Origin of the sequence: Arthrobacter sp. EpRS71, from assembly GCF_001512285.1 — a bacterium.
Classification (GTDB): Bacteria; Actinomycetota; Actinomycetes; order Actinomycetales; family Micrococcaceae; genus Arthrobacter.
This window is the reverse complement of record NZ_LNUV01000006.1, coordinates 1,339,597-1,365,390: the sequence shown is the minus strand read 5'-3', so window position 1 is coordinate 1,365,390 and position 25,794 is coordinate 1,339,597. Positions and strand designations below refer to the sequence as shown.

Here is a 25,794-nt window from a genome sequence, read left to right as displayed (position 1 = left end):
AATGCTGTGTTTCCACCTGTCGGCCACGGCGTAACCATCACTTTGCCAAGAGCTCACCCGCGCTCAACCGGAGCGGGGGCTAGAGCATTTCGCCGGCCTGCATCCGGTACCGCATCCACGCCCCTGGGACGGTACGCGCATGATCGGAAGCGCTGCGATCAAACCACTCCCCCAAGGCACGGTCGTGACTCACGATCACCACGGTGCCTTCGAAGGAGGCGAGCGCTGCTTCCAACTGCTCCACCAGCACAGGCGCCAGATGGTTGGTTGGCTCGTCCACGATCATGGTGTCGTATCCACCCAGGAGGATCCGTGCGAGGGCGAGCCGGCGCTGCTGCCCGGCTGAAAGGCCTCCCACAGGAACGTGAAACTCGGCCGGGCGGAACAGCCCCAACCGCAGAAGCCCCTCAGCGTGTGCATCTATGTTGCCGCCCAATCCGGCGGCAAACGCGGGCAGCAAGCGCAGCCCAGGCCGGGCGGGCACCTCGAGTTCCTGCTGCAGATATCCCACCTTGCCGTTGGCGGTCACCGTCCCGGTGGTCGGCTCCAGCGTCCCGGCAAGAATGGACAGCAGGGTCGATTTGCCGGCACCGTTAGGGCCGGTGATGAGCACTTTTTGTCCGGCACCCACGCGTACATCAGCGGGCTGGAGCCGCCCGGGAACGCTCACACCGTTTGCTTCAAGCGCTGGAGCGGACGCCACCTCCGCCACAGCCGCCGCCTCTGCCACAGCCGCCACCCGGGACGGTGCTGACAGTTTCAGGGGCACGGGTGGCCGTTCCACCGGGTTGTCCTCGAGCCTGCGGAGCCGCTCCTGGGCGTTACGGACCTTACTGGCCGCGGCGCTTTGCCAGGTTCCGGTCTTGAATCCGAACGCCATCTTGTCGTTGTCGCGTTTGCGGCCATAGCCCATGCCGTCTGCAACGGTGGCGGCCTGGTGGCGCTCAGCAGCCATGGCGTCGAGCCATTGATCGTATTCCTGGATCCATCGGGCACGCTCGGCCGCTTTTTCACGGAGGTAGCCTTCATAGCCGTTCCCATACCGGTTTACGGCCCGCCGGTCAGCGTCCACTTCGATGATGGTGGTGGCTACTTTCCTGAGCAGCACGCGATCGTGCGAGACCACCACAACCGTGCCGCGATGCGCCGCCAGCCTCGATTCAAGCCAGGCCGTGCCGTTCGCATCCAGATGATTGGTGGGCTCATCCAGCAGCAAGGCTTCGGCCGGGTCGGCCAACAGGCAGGCCAGCGCCACGCGTTCCTGCTCGCCGCCGGATAACGATCCAAGCGTTCGACGCCGGTCCAAGCCTCCCAGCCCCAGCTTGTCCAGCGCTGCTTCCACCCGGGATTCGGCAGCGTAGCCTTCACGGAGTTGGTATTCCGTTTGCAGGCTTCCGTAGAGTTCAAGGTCCTCAGAATCAGCGTCAGCCAAACCGGACTCAAGCTCTGCGATCCGTGCCTCCAAGGAACGGAGCGAAGCCAGCGAGGTATCAATGGCGTCCCCTACGGTGAGGGACTCGGAGAACCCGTGGGTTTGCGCGAGGTAACCCACGCGGTAGCCGGGGTTGCCGGATAAACCGGCCGTGCCGTCGTCGGGCGTCTCCACGCCGGCAAGCAGGCGCAGCATGGTGGATTTGCCGGCGCCGTTTTCGCCGACGATGGCCACGTGTTCGCCATGGTGGATGGCCAGGTCAACGGCGTTGAGGAGCTCGCGGTCCCCATAGCCATGGGAAACGCCGGAAAGGTGCAGGTGGTCAGTCAAGAGGAATCCTCGCAAGTCCGCAGTGGGTGGCAGAAAGCCATGTGGGTACTGGGGATGCAGCCGATGGGAAGGGGCTGCGCTCAAGGATTCATGGGTCCAGCCTGACGGCGGAAAGCGGATGCGTCAAGCCGCGACACCACGGATGGCGCGAATCCAGTTAATAAACTCTTGTAATGACACCACCATGGCGTCACAATGGTGTCATGCAGCTCAACCAGTACATCACTGCGGTGCAACAACAGCTCGAAACCGCCGCCGAAGCTGGTGGCCCGGAGGCACGGGCGCTCAGCGAACGCCTCACCGCCGCCGTCGAATCCACCCTTCGACTGGCCCTCCTGGAAGCCCTCTCTGACGCCGCGAGCGAGATTACTTTGGAGCTCGCCCCCGGCTCCGTGGAGGTAAGGCTCCGCGGCCGAGACCCCGAATTCGTGGTCAACAATCCACCCAGCGGGGACTTCGAAGCAATGATCGAACCATCAATCCAGGACGCCATTGCGCCGGAAGACGTGGATGGCACCACCACCTCGCGGACCACGCTCCGGCTTCCGGATCAGCTCAAACAACAAGTCGAAGAGGCGGCCGGCAGGGACGGACTGTCCGTGAACTCCTGGCTGGTCCGGGCAGTCGCAGAGGCCCTCCGCGGCAGCCACTCGCCTCAGAAAAGTCCACGCCGCGAACCCGGCGAGCAGAACTTCACCGGCTGGGCGCGCTAATGGCAACCTTCCAGACCCCCCAGCCAATCGCCGTCGTGATTGACGTCTCCGTCCGCGGCGATATCTGGATAGTAGCCCGCGACCATCCCACCACCGAGGTGGCGGTCCAGCCCCGCAAGGCCAAGCGAAACCTGGACGTCAGGATGGCTGAGCAAACCACGGTGGACTACACTGACGGCCGCTTGAACGTCAGGCTTCACCCGGGATTCCGCCACAGCTGGTTCAGCGACGGCGGCGCGGTGGAGATCACCGTGGAGGTTCCCAGCGGCAGCAGCCTGGAGCTGAAGTCCGCCATGGGAGACCTCCGCTGCGAAGGCGAATTCGGCGCAACCGACCTCAAAACCGACCTTGGCCACATCCGCGTCGATCACTGCGGCGAGCTGAGAGCACACACGGACATGGGCGATATCACGGTGGAGCGTGCTGTGGGACGGTCCCGGATCAAGACCGGCTCAGGGAAAATCCGCATCCACCACCTGGACGGAGTTGCCACCGTCAAGAACGGCAATGGCAACACGTACATCGCCCACGCTTCCGGGGAGCTGAGCGTCAGCGCAGCCAATGGCGACATTTCGCTGGAGCGGGCCGGCCTTTCCACCACCGTCAAAACATCCAGCGGCGACATCACCGTGACTGACGTGGCCGCCGGCAGCCTCACCGCTCAAACCGCCGCAGGCACACTGACAGTGGGTGTGCGCGAAGGCACTGCTGCGTGGCTTGACCTCAGCACCAAATACGGACGGGTCCGCAACGGCCTCGAAACCACCAACGGCCCGGGAGACACCACGGACAAAGTGGAGATCCGCGCCCGCAACTCATATGGCGATATCGCGGTGGGACGCTCCCCCGTCAGCGCGCGGTAGCGGTGGCGATGGCCCGCTTCCTGCGGGCTTTGGCCAGTCGCGTACCGATCAGTCCCTGCCGCGGGCTGAACAAGTACACGAAACCGAATACCACGCCTTGGGTGAGGACCACCATGGCCCCCGACGCCGTATCCAGGTAGTAACTCAGATAAATGCCGGCCACCGAGCACACCACAGAAATGACGGGCGCAATCACCAGCATCCGGGAAAAGCGGTCGGTCAGCAGGTAGGCCGTGGCGCCCGGAATGATCAGCATGGCCACCACCAGCACCACGCCCACGGTCTGCAGCGCAACCACGGAGGTCAGCGCGAGCAGCCCCAGGAGCAGGGCGCCGAGCCTGCGCGGAGAGAGTCCGATCGCGTGGGCGTGCGTGGGGTCAAAGGCATACAGCGTGAGGTCACGGCGCTTGAGGATCAGGATGGCAAAGGCCACCACACCCAGGACCACCACCTGGATCAGGTCCGGAACACTGACGCCCAGAAGGTTTCCGAAGATGATGTGATTCAGGTCGGTCTGGCTCGGGGTCACGGAGATCAGCACCAGGCCCAGCGCGAACAGCGAGGTGAACACTATGCCGATCGCAGCATCTTCCTTCACCCGACTGGTATTCCGCACCACCCCGATCAACGTCACAGCGATGAGGGCGAAAACCAGCGCACCCAGGGCAAACGGCGCACCCACGACGTAGGCGAGGACGACGCCGGGAAGCACCGCGTGCGAGACGGCGTCGCCCATGAGGGACCAGCCGATCAGGACGAGCCAGCAGCTCAGGACGGCGCATACCACCGCGGCGATGGCAGTGGTTGCCAAGGCACGGACCATGAAGTCGTAGGTGAGGGGTTCCAGGAGGAATTCCATGGCTTAGCCCCTGTTCATGACGTCGAGGCCGAAGGCCATGGCGAGGTTCTCCGGTTGGAGCACGGTGTCCGGGCTTCCATGCATGAGCACCTTGCGCATCAGCAGCACTGCTTCATCGCAAAGTTGGGGCAGGGCATGGAGGTCATGGGTGGAGATGAGGATGGTGGCACCGTTGTCCGCAAGCTCGCGGAGCAGCCTGGTAATAGTAGCCTCAGACCGCTTGTCCACGCCCGCGAACGGCTCGTCCAGCAGCATCATGGTGGCGCCTTGCGCAATGCCCCGGGCAACGAAAGCCCGCTTTTTCTGCCCACCGGATAACTGACCGATCTGCCGGTCGGCGTACTCGCTCAGCTCCACGCGTTCCAAAGCATGCTCGACGGCGTCCCGGTCCGCTTTGCGGGGACGGCGCGTGAATCCCAGGTGCCCGTAACGGCCCATCATCACCACATCCCGGACGGACAAGGGGAATGCCCAGTCAACGTCCTCGCTTTGGGGAACGTAGCCGATCCCCGCGTCCTTGCGCATCTTCACCGGAGGTTGACCGTTGATGAGCACCCTGCCGGAATCCGGTTTGACCATGCCCATGATCACTTTGAATAGGGTGGACTTGCCGGAACCGTTCATGCCCACCAATCCGCAGATCCGCGAATGGTTCAAGGTGAGGGACGCCTTGTCCAAGGCCAGGACGTCACCGTAGTGAACCGTGACGTCCTCAACAGCGATCGCAGGTGTGCTCATGAGGTTCCTCCTGTCAGTGCCGTGGTGATGACCTTGGCGTCGTGACGCATGAGATCCAGGTAGGTGGGGACGGGGCCGTCCGCTTCAGAGAGGGAATCGACGTAGAGCACCCCTCCGAACTTGGCATCCGTGGCACCCACCACCTGCTGCATGGGGGCATCGGACACCGTGGATTCGCAGAACACCGCCGGAACCTGGTTGTCCTTGACAAACTCGATGGCCCGCGTGATCTGCTGTGGCGTGGCCTGCTGCTCCGCGTTCACAGCCCAGATGTAGACCTCTTTGAGGCCGGCATCGCGGGCCAGGTAGGAGAACGCACCTTCGCAGGTGACCAGCGCCCTCTGCTGCTCCGACAAGACAGACAGCTTGGACACCATCTCATCCTGCACGGTTTGGAGTTGGGCGTTGTAGGCCTTCGCGTTGGCTTCGAACTCGGCGGCGTGGGACGGGTCCAGCGTGGCGAAAGCTTTGGCCATGTTATTGGCGTAGATCTGGACGTTCTTGGGCGACATCCACGCGTGGGGGTTCGGCTTGCCTTGGTAGGAGTCCTCGGCGATGGGCATGACGTCCACGCCATCGCTGACTACTGCGTGAGGTACATCAAGGTCTTCGACGAACTGGGCGAACCAGGCTTCGAGATTAAGCCCGTTGTCCAGGATGAGGTCGGCTTGGGCGGCTTTCCGGATGTCGCCCGGCGTTGGCTCGTAGCCGTGGATCTCGGCGCCGGCCTTGGTGATGGACTCCACGCGCAGTTTGTCGCCGGCAACGTTCTTGGCGACGTCTGCCAGCACGGTAAACGTTGTGAGTACCACGGGCCTGTCATCATCTCCGGCCGAGGAATCACCACCGCAGGCAGAGACGCCCGGCACAAGTGCGAAGGCGGTCAGGACAGCAGCGAAACGGCGGACAACTTTGGCGCGCCGAAACGGAAAGTTAGGCATACCGAAAAGTGTAGCCAAGCAAGGGCCACCCGGCAAAGATAGGCTGGTCACATGGGCACTCTTTCCACCAAGGCACCTTCGTACAGATTCACTGCCTTGGATGGCATTGCCGTTGCCGTCTATGTGGGCTTCACCGCGTACTTCCTGCTGGCCGGTGAGACGCTCAACCAACTGATGCTGCAGCTTTTCGCGAACCCGGCCACAGCGTCCTATGCCGTCAACGCGATCTTTTATGCCGGCGTCGGAATATTCGCCGTGGCGTCTGCCTGGCGTGTGGCCGGCCGCGATTTCAAAATCCTGGGGACCCGGCCCTGGTTCACGCTCGGCATGGTGCCGCTGGCCATCGTGGTGATGCTGATTCTTACGGCCCTGCTGGTGGCGGCTTTCGGCGGCGTCCAAAGCTCTGAGAACCAGCTGGGCATCCAAGGCATGCTGCAACAGGTGCCGGCGTGGTTGATGGTTCCGTTGTTGGTGATCCTGGGCCCCTTCGTGGAGGAGTACCTTTTCCGGCATCTGCTGATCGGCAAGTTGTCGCGGTACCTGAACATCTGGATCTGCTGCGTGATCTCCGTGGTGGTGTTTGCGTCAATCCACGTGGTGGGCCGTGAAGGACTTGCTTTGCCTGCGCTGGCCCCGTACCTGGGGATGGCCGTGGTGCTGGTGGCGGTTTACGTGTGGACGGGAAAGAACCTGATGTTTTCCTACTTTGTCCACGCCGCAAAGAACCTCATGGCCGTTGCCCTCATCTACGCCGTCCCGCCCGAACTCCTCCCCAACTAGGTAGCAGTTCAGGTCGTTCCCAGCGCTCAGAACGACCTGAACTGCTACCTACTTGGGAAACCCGGACGGAAGCTGACCGCAACGCCCTACCCAGCCACCCGCCGTCGGGAATAGCTTGAGGGCATGACACTGAACATCCAGGTAGTAGTCGATTGCCACAAGCCCCACGACCTTGCCGATTGGTGGGCAGAAACCCTCGAATGGACGGTGGAACCCCAGGACGAGGCGTTCATCCGGTCCATGATCGAGCAAGGTTATGCCACTGAGGACCAGACCATCACCCACAACGGCAAACTGGTGTGGGCAGAAGGCTGCGCAATTGTCCCGGCCGAAGACAAAGACCCCAAGACCGGCCGGCGGATCCTGTTCCAAACCGATCCCAACGAAAAGTCCGTCAAAAACCGGGTGCACTGGGACGTCCGGCTGGACGGCCGGGACAAGGATGTGGTGCGCAAAGAATTGGAATCCCGAGGCGCCAAACACCTCTGGACAGCCAACCAGGGACCCCACGAATGGCACACCATGGCCGACCCCGAGGGCAACGAGTTCTGCATCAGCTAAGGCCATTACTAGACTCGGAGTGTGAACAACCAACTCCCTGCCAAGGTTTCCGACGTCTTTGACCCCTCACGCTGGCGCACCGTTTCCGGCTTCGACGACTTCAAGGACATGACCTACCACCGGCAGGTTGAGCGTTCAACGGACGGCACCGTCAAGGACCTTCCCACGGTCCGCATCGCCTTCAACCGCCCCGAGGTGCGTAACGCCTTCCGCCCGGGCACCGTGGACGAGCTCTACCGCGCCATGGACCACGCCCGCATGACTCCGGACGTCGCCACCGTCCTGCTCACGGGCAACGGCCCCTCGGAGAAAGACGGCGGCCACTCGTTCTGCTCCGGCGGAGACCAGCGGATCCGCGGTCGGGATGGCTACCGCTATGCGGAGGGGGAAACCCAGGAGAGCATCGACCCCGCCCGGGCCGGCCGCCTCCACATTCTTGAAGTTCAGCGGCTCATGCGGACCATGCCCAAGGTGGTCATCGCCGTCGTGAATGGTTGGGCGGCAGGTGGTGGCCACTCATTGCACGTGGTCAGCGACCTCACCATCGCCTCGCGCGAGCACGGCAAGTTCAAGCAGACAGACGCGACGGTGGGAAGTTTCGACGCCGGATACGGCTCAGCGCTGCTGGCCCGCCAAATCGGCCAGAAGGCCGCGCGGGAGATCTTCTTCCTGGCCCGCGAATACTCTGCCGAGGACATGGTCCGGATGGGCGCAGTCAACGAAGCCGTGGACCACGCCCGTCTTGAAGACGTGGCCTTGGAGTACGCCGCTGACATCGCCCGCCAATCACCGCAGGCCATCCGGATGCTCAAGTTCGCTTTCAACCTGGCCGACGACGGACTCGCCGGGCAGCAGGTGTTCGCAGGCGAAGCCACCCGCCTGGCGTACATGACGGACGAGGCCGTGGAGGGCAAAGAAGCGTTCCTCCAGAAGCGCGACCCCGACTGGTCCAACTTCCCGTACTACTTCTAGGACCACTGTGAACATCGATCCCATACTTAAAGCCCTGATGGCGGCTCTCCACGGTGAGGGCCCCGCCGTCGAAATCGTCCTTGACGAACACGGCGAGCCGCAGGCGATTCCGGTGGAGACCGGCGTCGAAGAAGCAGCCGTAGTGGTCCGCACCTCCGGCTCCACAGGGACACCCAAGGCAACCATCCTCACCGTTGACGCCCTCGCTGCCTCCTCCGTGTCCACTGCCATGGCCCTGCGCGGCGAAGGCCAATGGCTGCTGGCACTCCCCCTGCAGTATGTGGCCGGCGTGCAGGTGCTGGTCCGCTCGCTCTACGCGGGTACGCGTCCTTGGGCGATGGACCAGTCGAACGGCTTCACACCCGAGGCCTTCACCGCAGCGGCCGAGGAACTCACGGACAAGATCCGCTTCACGTCCCTGGTACCTACCCAGCTCCAGAGGCTGTTGGACGCTCCCGCTCCGGAAACCCTGGCGGTCCTCCGTCGCTTCAACGCGATCCTCCTCGGCGGCGCTCCCGCTTCAGCCGAACTGCTCGCCAACGCCCGGGCCGAGGGTCTGAAGCTTGTGACAACCTACGGCTCCGCCGAGACCTGCGGTGGGTGCGTCTACGACGGCGAGCCGCTGGACGGCGTCGAGGTCCGCATTGGCGAGGGTGAACTGGAAGGCCGAATCCTCTTGGGAGGGGACACCGTCGCGGCAGGCTACTTGGACGCTGCCCGGGCATCAAAGGCGGCATTCTTCGAAGAAGACGGGACCCGCTGGTACGTCACCGGCGATCTGGGGGAACTGTCCGACGACGGCAAGCTCACCGTGCTGGGCCGCGCTGACGACGTCATCATCACCGGCGGCGTCAAAGCCTCCGCCGCGTACATCCAAAGCAGGTTGGAAGAGCTCGACGGCGTCACGGCGGCTTTCGTGACCGGCGTACCGTCGCGCGAATGGGGCCAGGCCGTGGCGGCCTATGTTGCCGTGACTGATCCTTCGCCCGAGGGCGTGAAGGGATTCACCGCCCGCCGCGAGGAAGCACTGGGTGTCCTGGCGCCCAAGACAGTGCTGGCGGACAAGGAATTGCCGATGCTTCCGAATGGAAAACCGGACCGCATGGCCATGATTGACCTGCTTTCCAATCTGCATCAGGGACAATAGACAAGTTCTCCTCCCGAGCCTGACTCAAGATCAACCGCGAAATACACGAGGTACTACACGTGGCGACAGCTGCACAATGGATTCAAGGAGCCCGGCTCCGCACACTGCCCGCGGCGATTGCGCCGGTCCTCATCGGTTCGGCAGCGGCGTACGAGCTCCAGGCTTTCCGGCTGCCGAACGCCATCCTGGCAGCTCTTGTGGCTCTCCTGCTTCAAATCGGCGTGAACTACGCCAACGACTATTCCGATGGCATCCGCGGCACTGACGAGGACCGCGTGGGTCCCCTTCGCCTGGTTGGCTCCGGCGCGGCGAAACCGGAGCAGGTGAAATGGGCGGCCTTCGCGCTGTTCGGGGCGGCCATGATCTGCGGCCTGATCCTGGTGATCATCACCCAGACGTGGTGGCTGATCCTGGTGGGCATCGGCTGCGTCCTGGCAGCTTGGGGATACACCGGCGGAAAGAACCCCTACGGCTACCTGGGCTTGGGCGACGTCTTTGTCTTCGTATTCTTCGGACTCGTGGCCACGCTCGGAACCACCTACACGCAGGCAGGGCAGGTCAGCCTCGCCTCGGTAATTGGTGCGATCGGCACCGGGCTCATAGCCTGCGCGTTGCTGATGGCCAACAACGTCAGGGATATCCCCACGGATACAGCCGCCGGAAAGCGGACCCTTGCAGTGCGGCTTGGAGACCGGCATGCCCGCGAAAGCTACGTGCTGATGCTCGCCGTCGCCATCCTGTTGGTGATTGTCCTGGCACCCACCAAACCCTGGATGCTGATTGTCCTGCTGCTGATCCCCGCGTGCCTCATGCCTGCCTGGCTCATGGTGAACGGCAAAAAGCGCAAGAGCCTCATTCCGGTGCTCAAGCAGACCGGCCTGATCAACCTCGGCTACAGCCTGCTGTTCTCGCTGGGCCTGATCCTGAGCCGCGGCTTCTAAACCTCTATACGAGTTTTTGTACAGCTAACGCCCCCAAGAAGGCTTCTTGGGGGCGTTAGCTGTACAAAAACTTGTGCCGGAGAACTTAGACAGTGCCCGGGCGTTTGTCGTTATTAACTGCGATGTCCGGGTTTTTCTCTACCAAGCCGTCCTCAGCGGCGGCGTCTTCAACCTCGCCGGCGGTGCGAATTGGTTTGGCCCGCCCGGAGAAGCGTTCACGCATGGCCGCTGTGGCGGCGTCGCGCTGTTTCTGGAAGAAAAGGTAGCTGATGGCGAACGCGATCAGGCCGGCGAACACCACAGCCAGGATCCATCCAACCCCCAAAAAGGCGAACAGCACGAACAACGGCACGAAGAGTGCCAGGCGGATGAGGGAATACTTCAGGAAAGCCACCATCCAAGTTTAGCCGCCCGGATGGTTGCACTCTGATCACAGCCGGAAGAGGGCGTCCAGTGATTGGCTTCCGGCGACTAGACTTGGTGCATGCTCCGGGTTGTAGGCGTCGTCATTGTTCTAGTCATCTTCGTCTATGCCCTGGTGGACGTCATCCGCACCGACGGCCACCAAACACGAGGGATTTCCAAACCCGCGTGGATCATCGTCATGATCGTCCTGCCGTTGCTGGGAGCGGTCCTCTGGTTCATTTTCGGCCGTCCGTACAACAAGCCCACGGCCAAACCCGTTCGCCGCCAGCCCACAGCCCCGGACGACGACCCCGAGTTTCTCCGTAATCTGGAAACCCGCCGCCGCAAGCAGGCTGAAGACGATCGCCTGAAGAAGCTCAAGGCGGACCTGGAAGCCAAGGAACGCGATCCTGGCGAGAAGCCAGCCGAAGGCAGCGGCGACGCCAAACGCACCGAGCCGGATCCCCATGATACTGACGAGCTGAAGTAGGGAACATGGCCCAGCAAGCTGATGGATCACGGCAGACACCTTCCTCCACGCCATCAGTCAGCGGGCCCGCATCACCTTCCGCGCCACCACCACGCCCTGGCATTTCGCTCTCCACGCCGCCGCCCATAGCGGCGGTGGTCAAACCGCCCGCACCCGCCCGGGTCTCACGTTCCCTCTGGGTGGCCAGCTTCGTGGCGGGGATCGCCGTGGTGGCAACAGGCTTTCTCGGCCGGGACTCCCACGTCGAACGCCTGAAAGGCGTGATCGGAGGGATGGTTCCCGACGGCGACGCCAACGCAGTGGAGGGGGCCACAGCCGTCGTCTTCCTGGGAAGCCTCACCATGCTTGCCTTGGTGGTGGCCATGGAAGCGATCCTGTTGGCGGTCCTGTTCAAACGCCGGCTCTGGGCCCGCTGGGCACTTGCCCCGCTGGTTCTCCTGCACGCGGTAGTCACCGTCATCACCGCCGACTTCGTGGTGGCGCCCGGAGCGGATGGCACCCTGACAACGGCGCTGCTGGCGGTCCAGTTCATCCTGGCTGCGGCTGGTCTGATTCTGCTGTTCCTCCCGGCCACCACCACCTGGTTGCTGAGCGAACGGGTTACCTAACCAACGGAGTGAGCCGCTGGAAGAGCCGCGAGCATCCCTTCACAGCTTCGGAGGACTACCCGGCACGCGTCCAGTGCTGCCGGCTCAGTGAGGGGGTTTTCCGCGATCAGCCGCCACCGATTCAGGCGGAACCGTGCAGCGTCACTGATCTGCTCCGGGGTTGCCCCCGGGTCCAAGCCCAGCCTCAGCGGAAGGGTGTTCCCCCGGCCGCCCACCAGCTGCTCAGCCTCAGCCGACAACTCCGGGGCCAGGATGAGGCCACCTGTGCGCAACGAAGTGAGGAGCTTCAATTCCCGGAACTCGTGCGCGCCAACCTGAAGCCGCTCCAAGCTTGCTTCCAACTGCATGGCAACGTCTTTCGGTGAACCGCGCAGCAAGGCTTCCAAACCCACGACGGCGGCACGAGCCTTGAGTGCGTCCGCCCGCGTTTGGAACAGGGAGGCAATGTTGTCGAGCAACTGGCCGAGGCCACTACGCCGTGCCAACTCATGGGCGAGTTCCGTGGGGTTGCTGATGCCACCCCGGATCAAGGCAACTCCCAGGCGGATGCCAAACAGGCCAAATCTCTGCACCAGCGACGCCTTGGCTTCCTGGCTGAGCCCCGCGGGCCCTGCTGCACGGGCAAAGAGGTCAGCCGACAGCATCAGCCTCTCCCGCTGATTCCTGTCCAACTGCGCCAACAGTCCCATGGCCTCGAAATCGGTCTGCCGCATGGTCCGCGAACTTTGCGCCAGCAGGCCGGCAACCGGGACAACACCCAAGGCAAGTGGCCTGAGATTCTGGTCGCGGCTATACCTGTCCGCGATCACTGCTGCCGAAATGAGGGAATCGATTCGTCCTGCGCCGATCTCATCGGCGCGTGACAGGACCGCCAACGCATTCACAGTTCCGGATTGACCCGCGGCAGTGTCCTTGAAGGATTCGAGGAACCTGACATCCGAGGCGTGAAGATGCCGCATGAGGTAGATGACGGCATCGGCGGCCATGGGGGCGTCTTCGGGGAGGAGGAAATCCATGGACCGTCCTGACACGTCCTGTGACAACGAGGCGATTCCGGGGGTATCGATCAGCGTCAGCTCCCGCAGGCTCGCTGCAGGCCAGTCCACCACCAGGCGTTCCACGTCCTCGACCCGGACCTCGCCCAAGCTGAAGACCAATCGGCCATCGTCCCGGGTGACCGGGAGCGCCCTCGGCTCTCCGATGATGGGATGAAGCGTGATCCTGGGGGTGTGACCGTAGCGGTACCACGTGACAATCCGAGTGCATTCCCCGGCATCAGTGGGCGCGATTTCCTCGCCGATGATCGCATTGAGAAGCGTGGATTTGCCGGCTTTGACCATTCCGGCCACGGCTATCCGTAAAGGCCCTTCCAGCCTGCCCTCCAGCTCATGCACCACCGCAAGCGCAGCTGGGTCCTGGTGGAAGATTTCCTTCGCTTGCCGGAGCAGGGCCGAGGCTCCGGCGATGCCCGAGTCCATCATCCTGCCGGGACCGCCGAGGATGCTGTGCTGGCCTGCGGAGGGCTGGCCTGCGGAGGGGTGGCCTCCGCACCCGTGGATGGTTCTTCGTGCAGTTGCTGCGCGGCCTTGGCCAAGGCGTCCACTGCTTTGAGCTGGTTTCGTATCTCCTTGATTCGCATATCGCGTTCCACGGCGTACGTGGCTGCCGCTTTCTGTGCGGCCGCCACGGATTCCGCGAGGGAACGGTGGTGCTCCTCTGCGATCTCCGTGAAGTGGTCCCGTGTGGCCCGCTGGACCAGCCGCAGCCTGTCCTTGAGCTGTTTGCCCACCTGGAACACAACGTCGTCCACGTGCTTCCGGACCAGGATCTTGGCTTCTGATTGCCGTTGCTTGAGCCGTGCTTCCTTGTCTTCCCGGTAGGCCTTCCTGCCCAGCATCAGGCCTGCCCCTACGGACAGCGGATTGATGAGGGCCATCCCAAAGAGACCTGTCAGGAGTCCAAACATGAGCACACCCCCGTAGGACCCACGCATCCCGATCAGCACCTTCTGCAGCGGCCCGAGCCTGCCGTCTTGCATCTCCTGAATATCGGCTACGGGGTCCAGTACGCCGCCGGTCTCTGCCACCTTCAAGGCGGGGAGTGCCACCACCTCTTCTGAGAAGTGCTCCGCTACTTGGCCGGCCAACCATAGCGAACGTTCGCTGGTCCACACGAAGGTGTCCGACACTGCGGCTGCCGTGCTCTGTTCCAGCCATTGCGTGAACTGCTCCCAGGCGGGTCCCGGATCACCCTGATCAATGGCAATTTCGGCCTCGCGCTGGATCCTGCGCAGCCTGTCCCTCAGGTCGTACTCCATGTCCGCAATCAGGTCACCGACGCCGTCGTTGAGCGTTATCTGCCAACGGGCGGAGCGTTTGCGCAGCGAGTCCGCGTCCTCCTTCGCTGCAGTCAGGCCGGCGATCATCTGGGGCGTTCCTGCAGGATTTTCCAGGGCTTCAAGTTCCGAACTCAGGGCGAGCCGGAGGTTCTCGGTGACGGACTGAAGGTCATTGCTGACGGATTTGCGTTGCATTCGGGCGGCCCCGCCCACAATGGTGTTCCTCAGATGGCCTATCAGAGCCGGGAATCCTGATTCGGCATTCAGCTCAGCGTCCTGAAGCCGTGCCGCATGGAGTCGCAACTCGGAGGACACCGGAAACAGCGGAATATCGGCGCCGACGCCTGCCAAATGCCTCTGATCCAGATCGGCGATCTGGCGCCAACTTGGATAAAGGTCGGTCTTTGACAATACGCACAGGACGTTGGGGCTGATGCGCATCGCTTGCCGCAGGAACCGCATCTCCGGCTCGGTGTATTCCTGCGAGGCGTCGGAAACGAAAACCATGGCGTGAGCTGATGGCAATGCAGTCAGTGTGGTCAGTGTGTGTGTTGAGCCCAAGCCACCTACGCCTGGGGAGTCCACGATGGTCAGTCCGCCGGCCAGCAGTTTTCGCGGCAGTGAGACTTCGGCGGCCACGATGTTCTTCGTATTGCCCGGGTTGCCCTTTTCGGAGACGAACTCCGCGAGTTGATCCAGGTGCACCGGTTGCCGTTCCAGCCCGCTTTCCCCGCCGCCGGGCTCTCCTTCGGTTCCCGCCGCGCCGTTGTGTTGGCCGGGTACCAGGACAACGGCCGACGCCGGATCCCCCTGCCGTACCACCGTAGGGACGGAGGTGGCAATGTCATCATCAACGGGGCAGACGGGTGCGTTCACCAAGGCGTTGATGAGCTGGCTCTTACCTTGTTTGAACTCGCCCACCACAATCACGCGGACGCTGGGATCACTCAAGCGGTTGAGGGTATTCTCCAGTCGGCGCCGGAGGTCGCTCCGGTCCCCTGCCAGCGCCATGCCCTGCTCCACCAGGGTGGTCATGCGTCCTGTTTCCGTCACCGTCTGTCCTCTGTTCCGTTTGCCTCGGCCGTCTGATCCCGTGAGGCCACGAAGTGCCCGGCAGACGTTCTGGCGTCTGCCGGGCACTGCTGGGGGTGTTCGTGAACGTCCTGTCTTTCCTTTATGACGCTCGGATCTCTTTGGTGCTAATCGATGTCCACATCATTCTTGGCAACCACGATCGAGTCGTCGATGTCGTTGTATTCCACCTCCACGTCTTCGAGGTTCGTGGAATTGTCGTACTCCAACTCGTTGTCTGTCACCACGATGGAATCGTTGACCACGTTGACGTCGTCCACTTCGATGTTGGTGGAGTTGTCCGGCGAGTACTCGAGGTCCAACTCGTTGTCCTGGACCACCACGGAGTCGTTGATGAGTTGAACGTCCTCGACGTCAACATCCACATCGGTGGAGTTGTCGTTGAACGAGTCAGCCACGTTCACGGAGTTGTCCGTGACGGAGTTATCGGAGTTGTCCGAGTTATCAGAGTTGTCCGAGTTGTCATTGAACGAATCCGAGACATTGACCGAGTTGTTCGAATTGTCCGTATTCGTGGAGTTGTCAGTGTTGAAGGAGTCCTCAATATCAACGTCCACGTCAACGTCGGTGTTGTAGGAATCCTTGGTCACGGAGTGATCGGAATTGTCGTTGAACGAATCCCTGACCTCAATGTCCGTGTTGCCCACTTCAAGGTCGCCGTCGCCCGATTCGGAGTAGTTCACCGAATGGTTTTGGTTGTTAGTGGTGGTAGTGGTGGTGGTCGTATTGCCCGCATTGCTGACGTCGTCGCCGGCAGCAACAGCGCCGTCGCCCGAGGCAACCACAGCGTCCTGGTTGAAGAGCTGCGTGACATCTCCGTCGGCCCAGATGTTCTGGTTGACCGACTGGTCGGTGATCGTGTCGCGGTCGTCGATAGTGGTGGTGTACGAGTAGTTATTCACCACATGGACAAGCTGCTGAACGGCGTGTGCGTGGTCATCCCAGTCACCGCCGCCACCGTGTCCACCGCCGTCGTGGTCGTCGCCCCCACCGTGTCCACCGCCGTCGTGATCATCGTCGTCGTGGCCGCCCCAGCCCCCGCCGTGTCCACCGCCATCGTGGCCGTGGTCGTCATCGTCGTGATCCGGGCGTCCGCCGCCACCACCGCCGTGCGGGTGGTCATCGTCGTCGTGTCCACCCCAGGCGCCGCCTCCACCGGTGGAAGCGGTGTTGCCGCCGGTGTTGTATTCGCGGTCGAAGGACGAGCGTGCGTTGATGGGTGCGTAGTCGAGGACTACCGGGCGAACGGCGTCGACGTCGGCCGAAGACACATCGCGGAGGCCGGCTGCAGCGAGGGCCGCTTCCGGATCGCGCACAAATTCTTCGGCGGCATCAGGATCGTTGAACAGGCTCATCAGGAACTGCACGAGCTGTTGTGCGAGTGTAGGCATTGGAGTGCTCCCTCAAATTCTGTGATGGATTTTGATACGCCCGGCGCCTTTGCCGGGCTTGCATTCAACGTATTGCCGGGGCTGGTGGCGGGGCATCGGGGGTGGTCCCCCTACCGCGTCCTCCACCGTTAGGGGATAGTGGGGTTTCGCGTTAGGGGGTGGAGGGGGTTGCCGCTACGGAGGCGGGTACCCCTCCCCCAACACCAGTCTCAAGCGGACCAGGAGTTCTGAGCGGTTTTCTGCTCCCAGGCGTCGCCTCATCCGTGCCACATGGTGCTCCGCCGTGCGGGGTGAGATGTAGATGGCTTCACCAATCTCCCGGTAGGTCTTGCCCTCCAGGATGAGCCGCCCCACTTCGCGTTCCCGGGCGCTAAGCCCGGAAGAGTCATAAGCCCCTGGACCGCCGCCGTCCTCCATGACAGGTTGATCGGTAGAGGTAGTTCTGGCGTCCTCCTGCCGCTGGGACGCCCCTGAGGAAGGTGCTGCGCCTTGGGGATGAATATCCCTGGCGCACGCCAGCAGTTTCACCATGTCTCGTCGCTCATCCGCGTGCGCTGCTGCATGGCCCGCCAGGCGGGCACCCTCCCACGGCATCCCGACGGCGGCCAACCCGCGGGCCGCTGTTTCGACGTCGGACGCTTCAAAGCGGCCTGCCAGGACGGAGACCCAAGCCTTACCGCCGGTGGCGAGCACGGACGCCAGATGGCTGTGTTCAGAGGCGCGCACCAGCGCTGCCGCGTGCGGGGCGAGACCGGCCGGGTCTTCGCTCAGCAGGGCCGCCTGCACCGCTGCCCAGTGCAATGGCACAGACCACATGAGGGGGTTACCCAACCGAGCCAGCAGATCCCAGGCGCTGTCCAGATAATGCCCAACCCTTCTTGATTCCCGCAACCGGGCCGCGGTGATCATGAGTTCTCCCCAGGGCAGAAGGCTGTAAAGATCCACGGACACGTGCATCATCGCTTCACGGGCCCTGTCCCAAGCCAGCACAAGCTCGTGCACGTCACTGCCCCGCCGGGCAAGCCCCACTTCCAAGGCCGCCAGCATGAACCCATCCCGGGGTGCCAAAGGCCAGTGGTTTGCTTTGAGGGCCTCGTTGATGGCCAGGCGGGCATCGTCGGCTTCGTCCTGCTGCATGGAGGACCACGCCCTCAGCAGGAACAACCGGGGACGGCAGGCATCGCCTCCTTGGCCTGCAGCCAGGGCTGCTTTGAGCACGGCGTCCGCCACCTCCGGCTCCCCGCTGTGGAGGGCGCACAAAGCGGCCAGGGCACCCGGTGTTTCCGGCAACGGGATGGAGCTGCCTGCCGCGTTGAGCATGTCCGAGGCCCTGATGAGCTCAGGCAGCGCCAAGTCCGGGGCGGGTCCCACCGTCCGGAGGACTCCGTCTTGGGTCAGGGACAAGGCAACCGCCAAGAGCGTCGGCGAACCGCTGGTGGGAGCAGCTGCCAGAATCTCTTCGGTGGCCGCGAAATCACCCGTGCCGATCATGGCCACCACAGCAAGAGGGGCCGAGCCCTCTAACCTGTCCGGTCCAAGCCAGCTGTACGTATCCGCGCTGCGGGACAGCATTCCACGCTGCGCCCAGACAGCCGCGGCTACATCCACTCCCAGGCGAAGGTCAGGCGCCCCGGGCTTGGCCAGGAGCCGATCCGCTGTCCTTCCCGCTGCGTTCAAGTCACCACTTGCCGCTTGAGCCTGGGCGCGTCTGGCGGCCTTGGGAACCTCGTCTCCCCCGGCCAAAAGTGCCTCGGCATACAGCTCAGCAGCCAGACGTGGGTCAGTTTCCAAAGCGTCATCCGCGGACTGTTCGAGCTCATCCACAACACGGGGGTCCTTGTACCCTTGCCGCGCAAGATCCCGGGCCAGCTCCCCTAGCGGCTGGCCCAACTCCATCGCTTCGTCCACAAGGTCCTTTTGCTGGGAACGGATTAGGGCAGCAGAGGTTTTCTTGGACAAGCCTTGGTCGTCCGCCCCTGTGGTGTCATACCCGGGCCTATGGTCCTGTCCCGTCATGGGTTAGACCGCCGAGAGCAGCGCTGGATCCGGTATGGGCCCGGTTTCCGCTGGTAAGGGCGCTGGCTCAGGGGCGGCCGGCGGCGTGGTCTCCGTCGGCAGTGTTGGTTCCGGTGACGCCGGTGGAGGGTCTTGGACTACCGTCGGCTCGGGCTGGGGCTGGGTTGGCTCAGGCGATGGAGTTGCCGGGTCTGCGGGTGTGGTGGGCGGTGTTGTCGGTTCGCCCACCGGCGGTGTTGTGGGCCCGGTTACCGGTGGCGTTGTGGGTGGGGTGGTTGGCGGAGGAGTCGGTCCGCTGGCGGCACCTCCTGTGGGATCGGGTGCAGGGGTTGTAGGTGCGGCTGGGGTCCCCGGCGTCTGGGTGCCTGGAGCCTGAGAAACCTGAGAAGTGGGAGTTTCCGGGGCAACCGGTGGGGTGGTGCCGGCTGCCCCCGTTCCCGTCCCCGCAGTGGTCCCGGAGCCCGAACCCGCACTGCCAGAACCTGCGCCCCCTGTACCTGCGTTCGCGCCTTGCTTGGCGGGCGCCCGTCCGTTGGTTCCCGCCCCCGTGCCCCCGGCCTTGGCACTCGCTTCGAGTCCAGCGGCCGGTCCTCCGGCAACCGGCGACGAACCGGCGACGCCACCAGCGTGAGCCCCAGCGGCCTGTGCGCCGGGAGCCTGTGCACCGCCGTCGCGCATCACGTCTGCTGCCTGGTTGCCGAACATGGTGGCCAGCAGCCCGGAGCCGTCGGGGCTCTGGGCCGCCGTAGCTGTGGCGATGGTCAGCGCGGCTGCGGCTGCAGCGGCCGCTGCGGCCATCCGCACGCGGGGCCGCGGGGCATGCCGGCCCGTTTTGGCAGAGGCCGCCTTGAGGTGACTGAAGACGGGAGCCCGGCCGGGCACGTGCGGCCTGCCCAGCGCGGCGGCCGCACTCGTTGCCGCAGGCCCGGAGGCCACAGCTGAGGCGGCCCTGGCCGAAGCTGCCGCGGCATCCACTGCGTCCGCCCCTTGCGAGCGCAGGGCAGCTACGGCAGCGCCAAGGCAGATGGACGATTTTGGGTCGGCGTCGACGGCGATCGGACGGTCCAGTTCCACCGAGATCAGCTCTGCCACGAGTGGAATCCGGGATGACCCGCCGATCAGCAGTACAGCGCTGAGGTCTTGGGCTTCAAGGTTGATGCTTCGCAGGCTACGCTTCAGGGCGGCCACGGTGTCCCTGACAGGGGCCTCAATCATGGCTTCGAATTCGGCACGAACCAGCCGCACCGACAGCTGGGTGCCGGGCAGGGATACGGCCACGCTGGCTTCGCTGTCCAGGGACAGCGCTTCCTTGGCCTCCCGGCATTCCCGCTTCAACCGTGACAACGCCGCGAGAGTCTCGGGAGAGCTCGGGTCCATGGCCGGGCCATCGCCAAGGTGTCCCATCACGTGGCGCAGGACGGCGGCGTCGAAATCGGCGCCGCCCAGGGTTTCAATGCCGTCGGGACGGCCTAGTAGCTCAAAGTTGCCGGCTCCGGCTTTGCGGAGGATGGCGGTATCAAACGTACCTCCGCCGAGGTCGTATACCGCGATGATGCTGCCGTCCACCACGCGCGTTTGGGAGGCATAGTGCAAGGCTGCCGCTTCCGGCTCGCTGATCAGGGTGATGTCCTGCAGACCTGCCACATTGAGGGCTGCCAGGACCAGTGAGGTGCGGTGCTGACCCCACGCTGCGGGGTGCGTCATGATGATCGACGACGGCGCGCTGCCCTCGCGCTCTTCGGCCCTGTCCACCACCCACCGGGCCATGGTGGCATACACGTCCTCGGGAGCCAGCCAGCTCTCACCAAGGGCTAGGGGTACCGAGTCACCTATCCGGCGTTTGAACTCCCGAACCATGCGCTGGGGGTGGTCCAGCCCGCGACGTTCGGCAGCTTCACCCACCAGGACCCGGCCGTCATCGGCGTAAAACAACACCGAGGGCACGGCGCTGCCGTGCAATCCCAGCGGGAGAATTTCAGGGGTCGGAGTGGGTCCTTGCTGGGGCATAACAAGGGCTGCGGCGGTAAAACTTGTCCCGACGTCAATGGCGAGAACATAGCTCATGGGTACCTCGAAAAGGTCACGGCGCGTCGCTAGCGGGCTGCATCACAAGCGGGTTCTGAACAAGTTAGCACCTGCCCCGGACGGGCAAAAGGCTTAGGTGCAACACCAAATTGTCATTATTGCTACACCGATTTGTCATTTCCGAGACCAACCACCGCGTGGTCGGGTAAAGCCCCTGCTCAGGGGGCCACAGCGGCGGTGCCGCGGTTTAGAGCCCCGAGTAGGAATGCAGACCGTTGAAGACCGTATTCACCAGTGTGAAGTTGATAATGACGCAGGCGTAGCCGACAATCGACAACCATGCCGCACGCGTTCCGGTCCAACCACGGGTGGCCCGGGCGTGCAGGTAGCCAGCGTAAACCACCCAGATCACGAAGGTCCATACTTCCTTGGGGTCCCAGCCCCAGAAACGGCCCCAGGCCTTTTCTGCCCAGATCGCACCGAACATGAGGGTGAACGTCCAACCGATGAAGGCGATGGCGTTGATCCGGTAGGAGAGGTTCTCAAGGCTCAATGCGTTGGGAACCAGGCGCATGAAGCCCAAGTTGTCTTTACGTCCGGCAGCGAGGCTCTTCTGGCGGTGCGACTGCAGCAACTGCAGCACGGACATGGCAAACGTCAGGGTGAACAGTGCAGAAGACAGCACGGCGATGGAAACGTGAATGATCAGCCAGTAACTCTGCAGGGCCGGAACCAGGTGGCCCACCGGCGTCCAGAAGGCAGCAGAAGCGGCCACGAGCATGATGATGGCCAAGCCGATCACGAACGTGCCAAGGAACCGCAGGTCGCGGCGGATGAGGACAATCAGGAACACTGCCACAGCAACAAACGCGCCGGTGGTGAGGAACTCGTACATGTTGCCCCACGGCACGCGGCCTGCGCCAAATGCGCGGGTCACCACGCCGGCTCCGTGAATAAGGACACCCAAAACCGTCAACGCCACTGCCACGCGGGCAGGTGCGCGGCGTTCGCCCGCGTACTTCATGTCGCCGGCGGCGGTACCGCCCTCAACGGTGAGGCCCGACGTCGGACGCTCGGCACGGCCAGCCGGCCCACCGGCGTCGGCGCCTCCCAAACCTGCCGCGACGCGGCCCGCAGCAACGGTCACCTTGTGGTCGGCGGTGCTGGCCGCAGCCTTCTGGTCCACGGCGCGGAGCATCTTGCTGCTCTTGGCCAGGTCCCAGGCAAAGGCGATGAACGCCACGGTATACGTGCCGGCGGCCAACAGCATGAACAGCTCGCTGTACTGGCCCAGGGTTTCGTTGATGACGGGCATTACTGGTCCTTCGAGGTTGAGGAAGATCCTGCAGTTGTTGTAGCGGTGTCCGGTGTCTCCGGGACGTTCCATTCCCGGGCAAAGATTTCGCGAAGTGCGGCCGCTTCGCCGGCGAGGCGGTGGTCTTCGCCGCGGGCCAGCAGACCGTATTCCACCATGGTGCGGCCGTCGGCGTGGGTTCCTGTGCGGACCCAGACGCGGCGTCGGTTGATGTAAAGCGACATGACCAGGCCTGCGACTGCGAGGAAACCGAAGATCAGCGCGTACAGCTGGCCGGGGTTGTGGTGAATGTCCACGCCAATGTACTTCTTGACGCCGTCGAACGTGATGCTGCCTTTGCCTTCGGGCAGGCTTACTGTGGCGCCCGGGCTCAGGGTGATGCCGCCAGCTGCCAGGTCGCGTCCGTTGAGCTGCTTGAGGTCCTTGACGTCCAGTTCGAACACATTCTGGGGCACGCCCTTGTCCAGGCCCAGATCACCGTAGAAGGAGTTCAGGCTCAGTTGGGGGTTGATGAGTTCAGGGGCGCCGCTGAAGGAAATCTTGTCCTCGGTGACGAACGCAGTAGGAAGGAAGAAGCCCACAAAGCCCAGCTGTTCCGGCTTGGCGTCCGGGACCTTGATGACCACGGAGGAGTAGTAGTTGTCGCCCTGAACCTTGGCTGTGACGGGACCCTGGAAAGCGATGTTGCCTTCGCCGTCGCGAACCGTCACCAGGGGGGCATAGCCGTTTCCGGTGAGGTAGAGGCTGGTGCCTCCGAGGGAAACGGGGTCGTTGACCTTCAGGGTTTCCTTCTTGCCCGGAGCATCCGGAGTTTCCTTGGTGGTGACCTCGGCGGTGTAGTCGATGGGCTGGCCGGCTTTACCTGGGGATTCGCGGTCGAACTTGGCCTCGAATTTATCCAGCTGCATGGAGTACGGCTGGAGCGAACTGCTCTGGAAGTTGGTGCCGGGCGTGAATTGGTCGTAGCCCACCAAGGTGTTGACGAATGTGTCGCCCTCCACCAAGATGCGCTGGCCGCTGTACCCGTACAGGCCGCCAATGGCCACGGACACCAGCACCCCGATCAACGAGGTGTGGAACACCAGGTTGCCCACTTCCTTCAGGAAGCCGCGCTCGGCACCCAAGGACGGCAGGTCGCCGTCGACGTCCCTGACCTCCACGCGGTAGCCGCGCTTCTTCAGCAGTCCGGCGGCATCGTTGATGGCTTTCGACGCCGGGATCCCGGCGTCGGCGGGCAAGGCCAAGGTTCCGTACTCCGGCAGGCGCGAAAGGCGTTTGGGGGTGCGCGGCGGCTGGGACTTCATGGCCTTGTAGTGGGCGATGGCACGCGGAGTGACACAGCCGATCAGGGAAATGAACAGCAGGATATAGATGGCCGAGAACCAGGCCGAGGAGTAAACATCGTAGAGCTGCAGTGCGTCCAGAAGCTCACCGTAGGACGGATTGTCCTTGATGTATTGCGTGACCACTGACGGGTTGGCCGGCCGCTGCGGGAACAACGAACCCGGCACGGCGCCAACCGCAAGCAGGAGCAACAGGAAGAGAGCCGTGCGCATGCTGGTCAGTTGGGTCCAGGACCACCGGAGCATGCCCTTGAAACCAAGCGCGGGCAGGGCTGCCTCGGACTTGGCCTGCTGGAGTTTTCCTTCGCCTGTTGTGCCTTCTGCGGAGGTGCTTTCAGCGGCTGGTGACTTCTTCTTGGCTTTCACGGACTCGCTCATCAGATTGGCAACTTCACATCGTTTTGGAACCAGTACTGCAACTCGGTCACCCAGGTTCCCCACACTCCGGTGGCCATCAGGATGCCGAGCAAAATCAGGATGCCCCCGCCGATCCGCTGGATGGCCAGCCGATGCTTGCGGAAGAAGGACATGACTCCCATGCCCCGGCGTACAGCCAACGCAATCAGGAGGAACGGAATGCCAAGGCCAAGGCTGTAGACGAACGCCAGAAGGGCTCCCTTGGCCGCCGACGAACCGCCGGACAAGCTCAGCAACTGTACCGCGGAGTACGTGGGACCTATACAAGGCGCCCAGCCCAGTCCGAACGTGAGCCCCAGGAGCGGCGCACCCCACAGGCCTGCCGGCGGTTTGGCGTGGATCTTCGCGTCCCGCTGCAGCCAGCCGAAGCCGCCCATGAACACCACGCCCATGATGATCACCAGGATGCCCAGCAGTTGCGTGATCCAGGCGTTTTGCGGACCCGTCAGCAACGTTCCGAGCTGCCCGAAGGCACCGCCCAGGAGAACAAAAATCACCGAGAATCCCAGGACGAACAGCCCGATTCCGGCCAGCATGCGGCCGCGCCGCTGCTTTTGGAGGTCGACGCCGGTCAGTCCCGTGACGTAGCCAAGGTAGCCAGGGACCAGCGGCAGCACGCACGGCGACAGGAAGGAGACCAGCCCGGCCAGCAATGCCACCGGCACAGCCAGCAGCAGTGATCCGTTGAGGATCGTCTCGGCGAAAGGACTGTTCATGGGTGCTACTCGGCCACTGCGGAGGTGATGAGGGCCTTCAGGGTGCTCTTCTCAATCTCGCCAAGAACGCGGGAGGCAACCTTGCCTTCCTTGTCCAGTACCAAGGTGGTGGGCACTGCCCCTGGTGGGACAATGCCGGACACGGACAGCAGCACTGCGCCATCCTTGTCATTGAAGCTCGGGTAGGTGATGTTGAAGGTCTTGTCGAAGGCCTCGGCGGTGGCTTGTTCGTCGCGAAGGTTGACCCCGAAGAACTGAACGCCCTGGTCCTTGAAGTCCTGGTGCAGGGCCTCAAGCTGGGGTGCTTCGATGCGGCACGGAGCGCAGGCGGCAAACCAGAAGTTCAGGACAGTGACCTTGCCTTGGAGGTCCTCGGGCTTGATGCTCTGTCCGTTGAAGAGGGTTCCCTTGAGAGCCACGGGAGCAGCACGGTCAGCTTTGGCGAACTCCGTCACCGAGCCGTCACCTGCCACGTAGTTCTTGTTGTCGCCGGCCTTGGCCTGCTTGGCGAGGGAGTCTTCCTGGGCGCACGCGGACAGGCCCATGGTCAGTCCGGCCAGGAGGACTCCGCCGGCGCTCAGCACGCCGCGACGTGAAAGATTCTTGTCCATGCTTCTATGCTCCCGGGGTGCTTGCCGCGCCGGGGAGCAGAACGGCGGCAGGCTCGGTGTATTCGACGCGAACAATCTTTCCGTCGTCGTCCAGCGTCAGGGAAGTCAGGGAAGTCAGCGTGCATTCGCGCTTGCGGGGGTCATGCGCCAGGCGACGTCCCTCCGCGGTCAAACGGGTTGACCAGATGGGCAACTGATGGCTGACCAGGATGGCTTCAGCACCGTCCCCGCCCAGCTCGATTGCCTTGACGCGGGCATCTTCCACCGCCGCCAGCACGCGGGCTGCCTGCTCCTTGTAAGGCTCGCCCCAGGAAGGCCGCAGGGGGTTGCGGAAGTAGATCCAGTGCTTGGGTTTGAGGAACTCACTCTTGGTGGGATGGAGTCCCTCGAAGTGATTCTCGGCTTCGATGATGCGCGGATCCGTGGTGATCTCCAGGCTCAGCGCCTCGGACGTAGGCATGGCTGTTTCCTGTGCGCGGGTCAGCGGCGAGGCTACCAAATGCACAATCTTGGCACCCCGGCTGACACGGGCCGTGAAGTGGTCCGCCAACATCCGGGCCATCTCCCGGCCACGTTCGGAGAGGTGGAATTCCGGCAGCCGGCCGTAGAGGACAGCGTCGGGATTGTGGACCTCGCCATGGCGAAGCAGATGGACAGTTGCTTGGGGCATGTTTACCAGTTTCTCAAAGAAGCGGGGCGATCCGAAATCTTCTACCGCTAGTAGAACTCAAAGTTTTCCCGAAATGTTCC

At 63.4% G+C, this 25,794-nt stretch carries 24 protein-coding genes; 9 read left to right on the top strand and 15 right to left on the bottom strand.

What is annotated here, in order from left to right:
• Window positions 1-79: 79 nt before the first annotated feature.
• Window positions 80-1,762: an ABC-F family ATP-binding cassette domain-containing protein gene (locus AR689_RS16605; RefSeq protein WP_062071882.1), complete on the bottom strand. Its 1,683-nt coding sequence runs from the start codon at window positions 1,760-1,762 to the stop codon at window positions 80-82.
• 203 nt (window positions 1,763-1,965) lie between these two features.
• Between AR689_RS16605 and AR689_RS16600 the strand changes: the two genes are divergently transcribed.
• Together AR689_RS16600 and AR689_RS16595 are read left to right on the top strand one after the other, a co-directional pair.
• On the top strand, window positions 1,966-2,475 hold the full coding sequence (locus tag AR689_RS16600; protein ID WP_062071881.1) for a hypothetical protein: 510 nt from the start codon (window positions 1,966-1,968) through the stop codon (window positions 2,473-2,475).
• The gene (locus AR689_RS16595; RefSeq protein ID WP_062071879.1) at window positions 2,475-3,338 is read left to right on the top strand and encodes a DUF4097 family beta strand repeat-containing protein; all 864 of its coding nucleotides are present in this window, start codon (window positions 2,475-2,477) and stop codon (window positions 3,336-3,338) included. The genes AR689_RS16600 and AR689_RS16595 overlap by 1 nt, the downstream gene beginning before the upstream one ends.
• On the opposite strand, the gene AR689_RS16590 is transcribed toward AR689_RS16595, so the two are convergent.
• From AR689_RS16590 to AR689_RS16580, 3 genes are read right to left on the bottom strand one after another with little or no spacing between them, the layout of a single operon-like run.
• Entirely contained in the window at window positions 3,325-4,197 is an 873-nt protein-coding gene (locus tag AR689_RS16590) for a metal ABC transporter permease (protein WP_062071877.1), read from the bottom strand. The two genes, AR689_RS16595 and AR689_RS16590, sit on opposite strands and share 14 nt — an antisense overlap.
• A 3-nt stretch (window positions 4,198-4,200) precedes the next feature.
• Window positions 4,201-4,935, bottom strand: a complete 735-nt coding sequence (locus AR689_RS16585; RefSeq protein ID WP_062071875.1) for a metal ABC transporter ATP-binding protein — start codon at window positions 4,933-4,935, stop codon at window positions 4,201-4,203.
• A complete protein-coding gene (locus AR689_RS16580; RefSeq protein ID WP_062073852.1) occupies window positions 4,932-5,876 on the bottom strand; it encodes a metal ABC transporter substrate-binding protein in 945 nt (314 codons plus the stop codon). Before AR689_RS16580 ends, AR689_RS16585 begins: the two co-directional genes overlap by 4 nt.
• Before the next feature lie 51 nt (window positions 5,877-5,927).
• On the opposite strand from AR689_RS16580, the gene AR689_RS16575 reads away from it, so the two are divergent.
• The 5 genes from AR689_RS16575 to AR689_RS16555 all read left to right on the top strand — a co-directional run bounded on the left by AR689_RS16575 (window position 5,928) and on the right by AR689_RS16555 (window position 10,277).
• Window positions 5,928-6,656, top strand: coding sequence for a CPBP family intramembrane glutamic endopeptidase (locus AR689_RS16575; protein ID WP_062071873.1), 729 nt, complete (start codon window positions 5,928-5,930; stop codon window positions 6,654-6,656).
• Between the two features lie 123 nt (window positions 6,657-6,779).
• Window positions 6,780-7,217, top strand: coding sequence for a VOC family protein (locus AR689_RS16570; RefSeq protein WP_062071871.1), 438 nt, complete (start codon window positions 6,780-6,782; stop codon window positions 7,215-7,217).
• 21 nt (window positions 7,218-7,238) lie between these two features.
• On the top strand, window positions 7,239-8,189 hold the full coding sequence (locus tag AR689_RS16565) for a 1,4-dihydroxy-2-naphthoyl-CoA synthase (protein ID WP_062071869.1): 951 nt from the start codon (window positions 7,239-7,241) through the stop codon (window positions 8,187-8,189).
• 7 nt (window positions 8,190-8,196) lie between these two features.
• Window positions 8,197-9,336, top strand: a complete 1,140-nt coding sequence (locus AR689_RS16560; RefSeq protein ID WP_062071867.1) for an AMP-binding protein — start codon at window positions 8,197-8,199, stop codon at window positions 9,334-9,336.
• Window positions 9,337-9,395: 59 nt separating this feature from the next.
• Window positions 9,396-10,277, top strand: a complete 882-nt coding sequence (locus tag AR689_RS16555) for a 1,4-dihydroxy-2-naphthoate polyprenyltransferase (protein ID WP_062071866.1) — start codon at window positions 9,396-9,398, stop codon at window positions 10,275-10,277.
• Window positions 10,278-10,362: 85 nt separating this feature from the next.
• Here the strand turns inward: AR689_RS16555 and AR689_RS16550 are convergent, their stop codons facing one another.
• Window positions 10,363-10,674 (bottom strand): DUF4229 domain-containing protein, encoded by a 312-nt coding sequence (locus AR689_RS16550; RefSeq protein WP_062071864.1) that lies wholly within the window; start codon window positions 10,672-10,674, stop codon window positions 10,363-10,365.
• Window positions 10,675-10,761: 87 nt separating this feature from the next.
• On the opposite strand from AR689_RS16550, the gene AR689_RS16545 reads away from it, so the two are divergent.
• Window positions 10,762-11,172 (top strand): PLD nuclease N-terminal domain-containing protein, encoded by a 411-nt coding sequence (locus tag AR689_RS16545; RefSeq protein WP_062071862.1) that lies wholly within the window; start codon window positions 10,762-10,764, stop codon window positions 11,170-11,172.
• A 5-nt stretch (window positions 11,173-11,177) separates the two neighbouring features.
• Window positions 11,178-11,780, top strand: coding sequence for a hypothetical protein (locus AR689_RS16540; RefSeq protein WP_062071861.1), 603 nt, complete (start codon window positions 11,178-11,180; stop codon window positions 11,778-11,780).
• Here the strand turns inward: AR689_RS16540 and AR689_RS16535 are convergent.
• The 10 genes from AR689_RS16535 to AR689_RS16490 form a co-directional block, all read right to left on the bottom strand.
• Complete coding sequence (locus AR689_RS16535; RefSeq protein ID WP_062071859.1) at window positions 11,777-13,261, bottom strand: dynamin family protein; 1,485 nt, start codon at window positions 13,259-13,261, stop codon at window positions 11,777-11,779. The two genes, AR689_RS16540 and AR689_RS16535, sit on opposite strands and share 4 nt — an antisense overlap.
• Window positions 13,258-15,171 carry a dynamin family protein gene (locus AR689_RS16530; protein WP_231745559.1) on the bottom strand — a complete coding sequence of 638 codons (1,914 nt, stop codon included), beginning with the start codon at window positions 15,169-15,171 and terminating at the stop codon, window positions 13,258-13,260. Before AR689_RS16530 ends, AR689_RS16535 begins: the two co-directional genes overlap by 4 nt.
• A 146-nt stretch (window positions 15,172-15,317) precedes the next feature.
• Window positions 15,318-16,601, bottom strand: a complete 1,284-nt coding sequence (locus AR689_RS16525; RefSeq protein ID WP_062071855.1) for an IniB N-terminal domain-containing protein — start codon at window positions 16,599-16,601, stop codon at window positions 15,318-15,320.
• Between the two features lie 174 nt (window positions 16,602-16,775).
• Window positions 16,776-18,617, bottom strand: a complete 1,842-nt coding sequence (locus AR689_RS16520) for a LuxR C-terminal-related transcriptional regulator (protein ID WP_231745558.1) — start codon at window positions 18,615-18,617, stop codon at window positions 16,776-16,778.
• 3 nt (window positions 18,618-18,620) lie between these two features.
• Window positions 18,621-20,681, bottom strand: a complete 2,061-nt coding sequence (locus tag AR689_RS16515; protein WP_062071854.1) for an Hsp70 family protein — start codon at window positions 20,679-20,681, stop codon at window positions 18,621-18,623.
• Window positions 20,682-20,889: 208 nt separating this feature from the next.
• Entirely contained in the window at window positions 20,890-21,957 is a 1,068-nt protein-coding gene (gene ccsB, locus AR689_RS16510) for a c-type cytochrome biogenesis protein CcsB (protein WP_062071852.1), read from the bottom strand.
• Entirely contained in the window at window positions 21,957-23,678 is a 1,722-nt protein-coding gene (resB, locus tag AR689_RS16505; protein WP_062071850.1) for a cytochrome c biogenesis protein ResB, read from the bottom strand. The genes ccsB and resB overlap by 1 nt, the downstream gene beginning before the upstream one ends.
• On the bottom strand, window positions 23,678-24,433 hold the full coding sequence (locus AR689_RS16500; RefSeq protein WP_014922639.1) for a cytochrome c biogenesis CcdA family protein: 756 nt from the start codon (window positions 24,431-24,433) through the stop codon (window positions 23,678-23,680). Before AR689_RS16500 ends, resB begins: the two co-directional genes overlap by 1 nt.
• Window positions 24,434-24,438: 5 nt before the next feature.
• Window positions 24,439-25,044 carry a TlpA family protein disulfide reductase gene (locus AR689_RS16495; RefSeq protein WP_062071848.1) on the bottom strand — a complete coding sequence of 202 codons (606 nt, stop codon included), beginning with the start codon at window positions 25,042-25,044 and terminating at the stop codon, window positions 24,439-24,441.
• Window positions 25,045-25,048: 4 nt separating this feature from the next.
• On the bottom strand, window positions 25,049-25,714 hold the full coding sequence (locus AR689_RS16490) for a histidine phosphatase family protein (protein ID WP_062071846.1): 666 nt from the start codon (window positions 25,712-25,714) through the stop codon (window positions 25,049-25,051).
• Between the last annotated feature and the right edge of the window lie 80 nt (window positions 25,715-25,794).